The sequence below is a fragment of the Rhodococcus rhodnii NBRC 100604 genome (assembly GCF_001894925.1).
GTDB lineage: Bacteria > Actinomycetota > Actinomycetes > Mycobacteriales > Mycobacteriaceae > Rhodococcus_F > Rhodococcus_F rhodnii.
Genome location: NZ_BCXD01000047.1, coordinates 1 through 11,052 on the forward strand (window position 1 = coordinate 1; position 11,052 = coordinate 11,052).

Genomic DNA, 11,052 nt, shown 5'->3' on the forward strand with positions numbered 1-11,052 from the left:
AGTAACCACACGCCGTAGCGCGTCGCCGCGAACGCGACCATCGCCAGCGCGACGGCGGCCCCCGAGACCGCGCCCGCCACGCCGAGCACGGCGAGGCACCCGCACAGCACGACGACTCCCACGAGCGACGGCACCATCAGCCGCGACGCATCGAGGTCCGCCGAGCCGCGGTAGACGGCGAACTGCCACTGGTCGTGCAGCAGTTGATGGACGACGAGGATCGCGACGATCACCGTCAGGCCGTCGAAGCTCGCGCCGAGCACCGTCGTCCCCGACACCGCGGTCACGGCCACGACCACGGCGCCCGTCACGACCGACGTCACGACGCCCATCCGTGCCACGCGCGCGTCGAACCGCGTGTCCGCCCCGCGAATCCGGTCCGCGAAGGTCGTGTGCCCCAACGCCTGTGTGACGGCGCCTGCTGCGTTCGCAATCGTGACGGCGACGACGTACCGGCCCAGATCGGCGGCGGTGGCGAAGGCGGCGAGCACCACCTGATCGATCCGGCCGCCCACTCCGTCGAGGGCTGTCGTCGTCCAGTACCCGAGCGAGAACCGCCAGTCGATACGGCCCGCGCGCCGACGCATCGCGCCACGCGCCCAGACGAGGACGCCCGTGACCGTCCAGACGAGCTGCCCGAGGGCCATCGTCGCGATCGCCGCCGGCAGGGTGAGCGCGCCGAACCCCCACAGCAGAATCTGCAACAGCGACGGAAGGAGCAACGGTATGCCCCTCACCGCATTCCAGGCGACGACCCGCCCCCTCGCCTGCAGCGATTCGACGCCCAACTGGGCGACGCCGCCGAAGACCAGCAGCCAGCAGAGCGCCCGAATGCCGGACTCGACAGTGCTCGCGCCACCGGCCAGCAGCGGCGCCGCCGCCCACAGGCCCACGGCGGCAACCACTCCGAGCGCGGTCAGGACGACGAACGACCGCCGTGGATAGCCGCGGCCGCGGGTGCGCACGACCGCGCCGAAGCGTGGAATCCCGAGGAAACACGTCCACGACAGCAACTGCAGCGGCGCGAAGATCGCGGCGAGCTCACCGCGTCCGGTCGCGCCGAGCGAGCGCGCGAGCAGCGGCGCACTGAGCAGGCTCGTCGCGATCCCGAGATACGTCACGATGCTCGACACCGCGACGCCGCGCACGAACGGCACTGTCGTACACCGCTTCTCGTCCGTCGTCACGGGTGCTGCTGTGCCCATGGTCAGTACGCTCCGTCGGGACGGACGAGCGCCCGGATCGTGCGGGCGACGAGCAGGAGATCGCCGATCATCGACCAGTTGTCGACGTACGACAGATCCAGGCGGACCGACTCCTCCCACGACAGATCCGACCGTCCCGACACCTGCCACAATCCCGTTACCCCCGGCTTGACCAGCAGCCGGCGACGGACGACGCCGTCGTAGGACTCGACCTCACGGGGCAACGGTGGGCGCGGACCGACGACGCTCATCTCGCGCCGCAGCACGTTGACGAACTGCGGCAGCTCGTCGATGCTGTGACGCCGCAGGAAGCGGCCCACCGTCGTCACGCGCGGGTCGTCCCGCAGCTTGAACAGCGGGCCGGCGCCGTCGCTGCCGCCGCGCACGTCGTCGAGTCGCCGGTCCGCGTCGCACACCATGGTGCGGAACTTGACCATCGGAAAAGGAGTGCCGTCCATGCCGATTCGCGGCGCCGTGTAGAAGATCGGGCCACGGCTGGTGAGCTTGATCGCGAGCGCGGCCGCGAACATGACGGGCGCCGAGACGAGCAGGGCGAGCGCCGCGAACGCGAGGTCGAACGCCGTCTTCTGGAAACTCTGCGACGCCCGGTACTGCGGCTTCTCGACGTGGATGAGCGGCAGCCCCGCCACCGGACGCATCGCGAGCCGGGGGCCCGCCACGTCCACGATCCCAGGCGCCACCACGATGTCGACGTCGAACGGCTCCAGCGCCCACACGAGGTCACGCAGCCCGGAGCGGCCCAGCCGCTCGATGCCCGTCACGGCCACGGTGTCGGCGCCGCAGAACTCGAGCGCCTCGGCCGCAGCGGACTCGTCACCGAGGACCGGAACCCGCCGGTCGCCCATCGTGATGTGGTCGCCGCGGGCGCCGGTGAACCCGTGTGTACACGCGGCGACCACCCGGTATCCGTCCGCGGTGCCCGCCTCGAACGTCGCCGCGAGCTCCCGTACCGCCCGTTCCGATCCGACGGCCAGCACCGACGTCCGGAACTCACCGCCGCGACGACGTGCCGCGATCCGTCGTCGCCACCCCCATCGGCCGAGCAGCAACAGGATCAGGCCCAGCGGCAGCGCGACCGCCAGATACGCCCGCGCGAAGTCCACCCGGAACAGCAGCGACACGATCGCGATCGCCCCGAACAACCAGAGCGACGCCACGGTGATCCGCCGGTACTCTTCGGGCCCGACGCCGACGACCCGCGCCGAGCGGGTGCGGTGCATGGCCGATGCCGCGAGCCACGCCAGCACCAGCCCGATCGACACGGCGGAGTAACCGACCTCGACCGGCCCGCGCGACGACACGACACCGGACTCGGTGCCGAACCGCACCCCGTGGGCGACCGCGACGGCGACGACCACGGCGACGACATCGGTGATCAGCAGCCGGCGGGCGTAGGCCGGCTGCCACTCGCGCCGATGGGCGAGCGGCACACCTGCCGCCACGCCCGCACCGGGCCGCGTCGACAGGTGATGTGATGTCATTCCCGGTTCCGTTCGGCTGCACACCGACCCGTTCGCCGATTAGCGAAACAGTTTGCGCGGAGCCACGATCCGAGGTCCATCGGTGCACATTGAGGGCTCTCCACTGAACCGAGAGTATGAATCCGCAGCAGCGGCACGGATGGTTACAGCCAAGCTGTGAGCATCACCATATCGACAGTGCTCGTGCGTGTTTTTCCGGTGTGGGGACCGGAAAGTCGCGCACGCGCGGCGGAGCCGCCTACTGCAGCGCGGCGAGCGACGGCTTCGGGGTGCCGTCGCTGAAGTACACGCCGAAGTGCCCTTCACGGTCGACGGACCGCGAGTCCCGGTCGTCGACCGTGTAGAGATACGCGGCCGACACGAACGGGAGTAATCGCCAGAGCGTCATCGCGTCCAGAAGGTGCGCGGACTGCTCGGCGACACCCACCGAGTCGAACCCACCCGTCGGGGTGCCGAACTCCGTCAGCAGGATCGGCTTGCTCCCGTCTCCCGCCGCCACCATCACGTCGCGAAGCGGATACAGCCCGGCACGCACCGCGCTCGCCGCGCCCGACGCCGACGGCAACTGAGCACCGGTGTACGGGTGAACCGACAGGGCGTCGAAGTACGGCTGGAACCCGGCGTCGTAGAGCGCGCCGGCGAAGTCCGGCGGCGACATCGACGCCGTACCCACGGTGGCAGCCGGACCGAGGCTCCCCGCCACGACGGGCATTCCGGGAGCCGCGTCCTTCACCGCCCGATGGGCCGCCTTCAGCAGTTCGCCGTAGCGGACCGGACTCTGCACCGGACCCCAATAGGCCGACAGGTTCGGCTCGTTCCAGATCTCGATCGTCGAATCCGCCGGCACGCGCCGAGCCACCGCACGGCAGAACTCCGCCCACGCCGTGACGTACTCGCGCCCCGGCGCGGTGTTGCGTGGCCCCCGATCCTCCGGATCACGCGCCCACTCCGGCGCGTACGCGACCGTGACCGTCATCGCCAAGCCGCGTCCACGACACTCGTCGACCACCATGTCCAGCGACGTCCAGTCCCGGACGCCGGGCCGGTCCTCGATGAGCCACCAGTCCGCGACGGTCCGGCACGACGAGATCGGCAGCGCCGCCGCGCGGTCGAACCAGGCGCGCAACGCCTCGCGGTCCTTCCGGATGGTGTTCGCGTCGGTCGACACTCCCCACACGACGGAGTCCGCGGGTGTCGTCACCGGGCCGATCTCGGCGCCGCGACACGCAGTCGACGTCGTCGCGGCGAGTCCGGCGGCCACGGTCGACGCTGCGCCGACCCGAAGAAATCGTCGTCGGGACAGAGGAGTGTGCGACACGGATCCCTCTCGGTTCGCGTTCGTGCTGCGGACGGCAGTGCTGGGACAGACTACGTCGCTGTCGAATTCGTCGTCGGACGAGAACGGGTTCGACGACGGCGATCGATCCTCGGTGACTGCGGTCACAAACGCCCTTCCGGGTGACGCTCATTTTCTCGAGTTGCAGATGCGTGGAAAGTTGCTGATAGTGAACTGCGGCAGCCACAGGCCGCTACAAATCGACCGAATCCCAACCCGACTGAGCGATGTACATGCCTTATGCCCGTTTTCCTCCCAGTCATCCTGTTTGCGGTCTGGTTACTACTTGTCGGGAGCGTCTGGCGACGACCGCAGCGCGGAGCCCTCGTCGTCGCGGCAGTGACGCCTTTCGACGGCCTGCTCGCGATCATGCGGTTGCCCGACCTCGCCGACGGCTGGAAGGAAGGGCTCCTCGTTGCCGCGATTGCCTCTGCAGCGCTGCGCAATTCGCGAACGCCATGCCCTCGCGGGGGTCTCGCCGGGTTCGCGCCGTGGTGGCCCGCCGCCGCGGCCTTCGTCCTGATCGGAACGGCATCGGCGTTCGTCGCACACGGGACCGACGGCATAGTCGCCGTCAAGATCACGTTCTTCTACCTCGTCGCCGTTCCGCTCCTTCTCTGGTGGGCACCCTTCGATTCGCGGGACCGCGACGTCCTCGTGTCGATCCTCATGGCCACGGGCGTGGCCGTCTCTGTTCTGGGACTCGTCCAGCAGCGGCTCGGACCGGACCGCATGGTCGGTTGGGGCTACGAATACGGCGAGCAGGTGCGGAGCGCGGGCGGTCTCTTTCGGACGTTCAGCACCTTCGGGCAACCGTTTCCGTTCGCACTCTTCGTGACGACCTCCCTCCTCGTGGGGGGAGCGGTCGCGCTCGGCGATCCCCGCCGTCTGCGCAACTCGCTGTTCCTCGTCATGTCCCCGATCATGGCGTTCGCAATGACCACCGCCGTCGTGCGGGCCGCGGTACTCGGACTCGTTCTCGGCGCGATATGGATTGCGGCGACACGCTTTCCGCCTCTTTTCGCACTTCTCGGCGCAGGACTCGTGACGGTCCTGTGCGCCCTGCCGTTTCTGCCTGCCTCGGCCGTCGACGCCCTCACCTCCGGCTCGAGTCTCGACGAACGGCGTTCGGGCTGGTCGGGGATCGTCGACTCGCTCGCCGTCCATCCCCTCGGTGCAGGGCTCGGAGCCACCGGCTCCGCCGCCGACGCACTCCGCGAATCGGACGGCGGAACCACGGCCGCGGCTTATCAGCCCGACAACTACTACGTGAAGGTGCTCGTCGAACTCGGCCCGATCGGACTGTGGCTCGTCGTCCTGCTCCTCGGTGGAGCACTCGCGACCGCCTACCTCGCGGCCCGCACGGCGACCGGCGACGACGCGGCGTTCGCGGGTGGGGTGGGTGCCTCGATCGTGGCCGCGATCGGCGCCTCCATCGTGTCGACCTACTTCGAGATCTTTCCCCTGGACTTCTTCTTCTGGCTACTGTTGGGAGCTGTCGGATGCGCACAGGCGCAACGCGGATCGTGTTCGGATCGCTGGCGCTCGCGCCGGGCGGAGGCGGCGTCCAGACGTACTGCCGCGAACTCCTGACCGCCCTGGTTCCGCTCCTGCCCGAGTCCGATCTGCGCGCCACCGTCCGCGTGACCGCCCGGTCGGAACTGCCCGCCGGCGTGCACGGTGTGATCCGGCCCGACGTCAAGGGCGTCCTGCGCGCCGGCGCCGGCGCTCTCCCCGTGTCCGGCGCGCTCTTCCACGGCCTCGACGTCGACCTTCCGCTGTCCTCGCTCGGCGCCGTCACGGTCGCGACGATCCACGACCTGTCGGTCTTCGACACTCCGTGGGCGTCGCGAGCGGTCCGCGCCGCCGGCGAACGCGCGCTGCTGCACCATTCGCTACGGCGAGCCGACGCACTCATCGCGGTGTCCCGCTTCACGGCCGAACGCATCCGGAGCCTCACCGGGCGAACCGCGACTGTCACGCCCCTCGCGCCGGGCTCCTGGGCACGGCCGCCGTCCGAGGACGAGATCGCACGGGTTCGCGAACTCTACGATCTGCCGAGCGAGTTCGTGTTGCACGTGGGAGCGATCGAGCCGCGCAAAGCCCCGGGCGTCGTCGCACAGGCGTGCCGCAGGGTGGGACTTCCGTTCGTTCTCGCGGGCGCCGGAAGCGCCGGCGGGCGGCGGCCTCCGGCCGGCACGTACGGGCTCGGCTACGTACCACGATCCGACCTCCCCGCCCTCTATCGTGCGGCGACCGTCACGGCCTACGCCTCCCACTACGAGGGATTCGGCCTGCCCCCGATCGAAGCCATGGCCTGCGGCGGTGCAGTGATCGCCAGCGCCGTCGGTGCGCTCCCCGACGTCGTGTTCGACGGGGCCGTGCTCGTCGACGGACTCGACCCCGACGACTGGGCCGCCACGCTCCGCACGATCGTCCACGACTCGGGACGGCGCGACGAACTCGTCGCCGCCGGAATGCGGGCGGCCGGTGCGCTCACCTGGACACGCACCGCCGAGCACACCGTCGAGGTCTATCGCCGCACCGGAGTGAGCCTGTGAGAACGAGAATCGTGCCTCGTACGGAGGCTCACGTCGTCGCGAGAGACGGCGCTGCCGCGGCGCGCGCCGGCGCGGCCTCGGTCCTCTCCCGGCTCGTGGTGGCCGTGCTCGGCTGGATCGGGACGGTCGTCGTCGTACGCGCGCTCTCGCCGGCCGAATGGGGACAGTTCTCGTTCGTCTTCGGGCTGCTGGGCCTGCTCGTCGTGTTCACCGATCTCGGCGTGGGGCGTGTGGTTCTCCACCGTCTCATCGACGACGACCCGCATACGGTGCGTGCCACGGCCACGAGTTTCGTCATGCTTCGGGCCCTTCTCGGCGTCGTCGGGTACCTGCTCGCCCTCGGATACGTGATCGCGCTCGACTCCCAGCGCGAGGTCGTCCTCGCCACGGCGACAGCGGGTCTCGTCGTCGTGTTCGCCACACCCTCGCATGCGCTCTCCGTGCTGTACCAGAGCCGGCACCGGATGGGATACGTCGCTGCCGTGGACGTCGCGGGCCAGATCGTCCAGGTGGCATCGATCGTCGCGGCGGCGTTGTTCGCACCGATCCTGCTGGTGCTCGTGCTCCCCGCCGTGCTGAAGGAGATCGTCGTGCTCGCGGCGAAATACCGTGGGGCTACGTCCGACAACGGACTCGGCCTGCGGTTCCCACGCACTGTCGACCTCGCCCTGTGGCTCACCTTTCTGCGGGAGGCCCTCCCGATGTCGATCGGATACGGGCTGATCTTCGCGATGGTCAAATCCGATCTGCTCGTCGTGGAAGCGTGTGGCACGTTCGAGGACGTCGGCGAGTACTCCGTCGCCTACAAGTTCGCCGACGTACTCGACCTCGTGACCGTCGCCGCCATGACACCGCTGACGACACTCCTGGTCGCGGCGTGGCCGGCGGCACCGCGAGAGTTCGCCGCGAGATCGCGGCAGGGCGTCGTCGCACTGTCCACCATCTGCGCGTGCGCCGCCGCGGCGTTCGTCCCCGTCGCCGATTCCGTGCTCTCGCTGCTGTACGGGAGCGAGTACCGCGTCGCAGCCGATGCCGCGAGACTGCTCGTGCTCGCCTCCACCGGAACAGCTCTCGTACTCGTCGGCATCGCGGTTCTGGCCGCCGCCGGCCGTCATCGGGACTATCCGTGGATCGCTGCTGTGGGCCTCACCCTGAACATCGGCGCCGACATCGTCGTGGTCCCGTCGTGGGGATACGACGGCGCCGCGCTCGTCTCCGTCGGGTCCTCGGCGCTGACCGCTGCGCTCGTCTGGGCGGTGGTCGCCGGATCGTCGGGGGTCCGCTCGTCGTTCCCGCTCCGCGCCGTCGCCACCCTGGCGGGCATCACGGTCGCGGTCGTCGGCCTCGGAACCGTTCTCGTGAGGTACGTCTGGTGGCCGGCCGTCCCGGTGATCTCCGTCGCCCTGCTCGTCGCCGCCGCAGTGCTCACGGGCGTTCTGCGCGAGCTCACGACACTCGTCCGCGAGGCGCGCTCATGACCGAGGTCGTCTTCGTCCACCACACCTCCGACGTCTCCGGTGCAGAGCGGGTGCTGCTCGATCTCGTCGCCCACGGCCACCGCTGCGGCGACGTCGTCACCGTCGTGTGTCCACGAGGACCGCTGACCGAGTTGCTGCCCGGCGCCGTCCGGCACGTCGCGATCCCGTCGCTGGGACTCGGCGGCGCGCAGGGCCTTCGGCGCGGCGTCGCAGCGGCGGAGTACGCGATGCGCAGCGCACGTGCGGCACGGGTGATCGGCCGCACGCACGGCGATCGCCACATCGCCAATTCCCTGCTCGCACTTCCCGCGCTGAGATCGTCCGGCCGGACGTTCGGCTATCTCGGCCACGACGTCGCACACCGCCGCTCCCAGCGCGCGATTCTCCGCCTGTCGCGGCGCGCGCTCTCCGGCGCCGTGGCCGTGTCCGCCGAGACGGCGTCACCCCTTCGGCCCCTGGGAATCGACTGCCGGGTCGCGGTCAACGGGACCACCTGGCCGGTGCCGGCGCGCACGGTGGAGCTCGGACGGCCCCCGGTCGTGGGGATGCTGGCGCTGCTGACGCCGTGGAAGGGACACCACGTCCTCCTCGACGCGGTGGCGGACATACCCGGCGTGCACGTCGAGTTCGCGGGAAGAGCCCTTCCCGCCGACCGCGGATACACCGACGACCTGCGACGACGCGCTCGCCGCCCCGACCTTCGCGATCGGGTGCACTTCCTCGGACACGTGCCGGCCGCGACCGCTCTCGCACGGTGGGACGTCGCGGTCTCCGCGAGCATCGCCCCCGAGGCCGGGCCGCTCGCCGTCCTCGAGGCGATGGCGCACGGTGTGCCGACCGTCGCGACCGACCACGGTGGCAGTCGCAGCTACCTCGGCGGCACCGGACTGCTGGTCCCGCCGAACGACCCGGCGGCCCTGGCGTCCGCACTCGACCGCGCACTCGGCGACATGCCGCTGCGCCGCGTGCTGTCCGCCGCGTCACGCGAGCGCATCGCCGAGGTCCACGACAGCACCCGCACCATCCCCGCGCTCTACAACGCCCTCGTCCACGACACAGCGAGCGACGAATGATCTTTCCCCGCACCCACTATCGAGGGACCACACGATGACCGAACCCGACCACGACACCACCCACGGCCCCGCCCCGGGCTTCGACATGGCCGGCCACTTTCGTTCCGTGGCCCGCGTTCTGCCGGTCGCTCTCGCGCTGGGACTCCTCGCGGCCGCGGGCCTCGCCGCGGCGAGGGCGTTCTTCGTGGCCGACGAGTTCGAGGCGATCGCCGTCGCCCAGGTCCGCACCGCCGATCGGGCCAGCGGCTACGGCGATGCGTACACCGAACACCTGCGCGCCCCGTACGAGGCTCTGCTGCGCGACCCACGAGTCAGCGACAGCGCCGCAGAACGAGCGGAGACGACCACCGACGGCATCGTCGATCGCATCGAGAGCGCAGCCGGACGCTCTCCCGAGATCCTCGAACTCGCCGCCACCGGACCGTCCCCGGAACAGGCGAGTGCGCTCGCCGCCGCCTTCGTCGACGCCCTCGACCACACCATGCTCGCCATCGACTCCGAGGCGAACGCGGCCGAGATCACCCAGATGCGGTCGTCGCTGGCCGTACTCGACGCAGAACTCGGGGCGCTCCCACCCGGCGACCCCGGCATCCCGCTCGCCCGAAGCGAACGCGACTCGCTCGCACAGCAACTCGCGACGGCGCAGGCCGCGCCCGCCGATCGGCTGCTGACGCTGAGCGTCTCCGCCGACCCCGATCCGGTGTCACCTCGCCCGATCGCAGAAGGTTCCGTCGCGGCCGTCGTCGTGACGATCCTCGCTGCCGAGATCCTCGTCCTGGTCGAGCGGCGATGGCGATCGCGACCGGCGGGCGAGAGCGGCGCGGCGTCCGAGAGGGCTCCCGCAGAAGGGCCGAAACATGTCCACTGACGACGCACCGGACCGCCCGGATGCGGGCGACTGCCGGGTCGCACTGGTCCACGAGCGGTTGACGGAGTTCGCTGGGTCGGAGCGGGTCGCCGCCGAGCTCGCCGCGACCTGGCCCGAACACACGATGCACGTCGCCCTGCGGGATCCCGCAGTGGCCGCACGTGTGACCGCGCCGTCGAGGGTGCACAGCTCGAACCTCGACGTCGCGTACCGGAGAGTTCTCGGCTCTCGCTCGCACGCACCACTGCTGCCGCTGTTTCCGGGCACGTTCGCGCGTACGGAGTTCGGGACGGTCGATGCGGTCGTCATCAGCCACCACGCGTTCGCGCTCGCTGCGGCCCGAACCGCACCCGCCGCGACCCCGGTCGTCGCGTACGTCCACACTCCCGCGCGCTGGGCCTGGGACGAGAGGTTCCGGCGGGTCGAATCGCACGGCCTCCTGGGCCGCGCCGCGCTCGGATGGCTCGCGCGCACCGCGCGCAGCACCGAACTCGGCGCCCTGCCCCACGTCGACCGCGTGGTCGCGAACTCGACGGCCGTCGCCCGGCGCGTCGAACGCTGGTGGGGACGCGACGCGACCGTCGTCCACCCTCCGGTCGACATCGCCGCCTTCACCCCCGGCCCCGACGACACCACGGGTGACCACTTCCTGCTCGCAGGGCGCCTCGTTCCGTACAAACGGCCCGATCTCGCGATTCGGGCGGCGGCGAAAGCCGGTGTGCGCCTGATCGTCGTCGGCAGCGGCCGCATGGAGCAGCAGTGCCGAGCGATCGCGGGACCGGACGTGACCTTTCTGGGAGCCGTCGATTACGAGACGCTCCTCACGCACTATCGCAGTGCTCGGGCCGTACTCGTCCCGGGGATCGAGGACTTCGGCATCGTTCCCGTCGAGGCGATGGCATGCGGCACACCGGTGATCGCCCTCGAGGGCGGCGGCGCGAACGACACCGTCGTTCCCGGACGAACCGGCGAACTCGTTCCGGCCGGCGACGACGATGCCGTCGTCGACGAGTTCGCCCGCGCCCTAAC

At 70.5% G+C, this 11,052-nt stretch carries 9 protein-coding genes; 6 read left to right on the forward strand and 3 right to left on the reverse strand.

Annotated elements, in window-relative coordinates:
- From RR1_RS20845 to RR1_RS20855, 3 genes are all read right to left on the reverse strand, one after another.
- On the reverse strand, nt 1–1,205 hold a 1,205-nt coding region (locus tag RR1_RS20845; protein WP_072713749.1), incomplete at its 3' end, for an MATE family efflux transporter.
- A 2-nt stretch (nt 1,206–1,207) separates the two neighbouring features.
- On the reverse strand, nt 1,208–2,707 hold the full coding sequence (locus tag RR1_RS20850; RefSeq protein WP_010836599.1) for a sugar transferase: 1,500 nt from the start codon (nt 2,705–2,707) through the stop codon (nt 1,208–1,210).
- Nucleotides 2,708–2,945: 238 nt separating this feature from the next.
- On the reverse strand, nt 2,946–3,968 hold the full coding sequence (locus tag RR1_RS20855; protein WP_143153978.1) for a glycoside hydrolase 5 family protein: 1,023 nt from the start codon (nt 3,966–3,968) through the stop codon (nt 2,946–2,948).
- A gap of 414 nt (nt 3,969–4,382) precedes the next feature.
- Here RR1_RS20855 and RR1_RS20860 point away from each other — a divergent pair, with 414 nt between their 5' ends.
- From RR1_RS20860 to RR1_RS20885, 6 genes are all read left to right on the forward strand, one after another.
- The gene (locus RR1_RS20860) at nt 4,383–5,636 is read left to right on the forward strand and encodes an O-antigen ligase family protein (protein ID WP_010836601.1); all 1,254 of its coding nucleotides are present in this window, start codon (nt 4,383–4,385) and stop codon (nt 5,634–5,636) included.
- Nucleotides 5,546–6,604: a glycosyltransferase family 4 protein gene (locus tag RR1_RS20865; RefSeq protein WP_040772161.1), complete on the forward strand. Its 1,059-nt coding sequence runs from the start codon at nt 5,546–5,548 to the stop codon at nt 6,602–6,604. Before RR1_RS20860 ends, RR1_RS20865 begins: the two co-directional genes overlap by 91 nt.
- 11 nt (nt 6,605–6,615) lie before the next feature.
- Nucleotides 6,616–8,082 (forward strand): oligosaccharide flippase family protein, encoded by a 1,467-nt coding sequence (locus tag RR1_RS20870; protein WP_169847077.1) that lies wholly within the window; start codon nt 6,616–6,618, stop codon nt 8,080–8,082.
- Nucleotides 8,079–9,155 (forward strand): glycosyltransferase family 4 protein, encoded by a 1,077-nt coding sequence (locus RR1_RS20875; RefSeq protein WP_010836604.1) that lies wholly within the window; start codon nt 8,079–8,081, stop codon nt 9,153–9,155. The genes RR1_RS20870 and RR1_RS20875 overlap by 4 nt, the downstream gene beginning before the upstream one ends.
- Before the next feature lie 34 nt (nt 9,156–9,189).
- Nucleotides 9,190–10,023, forward strand: coding sequence for a hypothetical protein (locus tag RR1_RS20880; RefSeq protein WP_010836605.1), 834 nt, complete (start codon nt 9,190–9,192; stop codon nt 10,021–10,023).
- The coding region (locus tag RR1_RS20885) for a glycosyltransferase (RefSeq protein WP_051111023.1) at nt 10,013–11,052 on the forward strand (1,040 nt) is incomplete at its 3' end. The genes RR1_RS20880 and RR1_RS20885, both read left to right, overlap by 11 nt.

What these genes read in the sequence shown, in the direction of transcription:
- RR1_RS20850 (WP_010836599.1), bottom strand. Translation starts at nt 2,707, where the DNA reads ATGACATCACATCACCTGTCGACGCGGCCCGGTGCGGGCGTGGCGGCA.
- RR1_RS20865 (WP_040772161.1), top strand. Translation starts at nt 5,546, where the DNA reads ATGCGCACAGGCGCAACGCGGATCGTGTTCGGATCGCTGGCGCTCGCG.
- RR1_RS20875 (WP_010836604.1), top strand. Translation starts at nt 8,079, where the DNA reads ATGACCGAGGTCGTCTTCGTCCACCACACCTCCGACGTCTCCGGTGCA.
- RR1_RS20880 (WP_010836605.1), top strand. Translation starts at nt 9,190, where the DNA reads ATGACCGAACCCGACCACGACACCACCCACGGCCCCGCCCCGGGCTTC.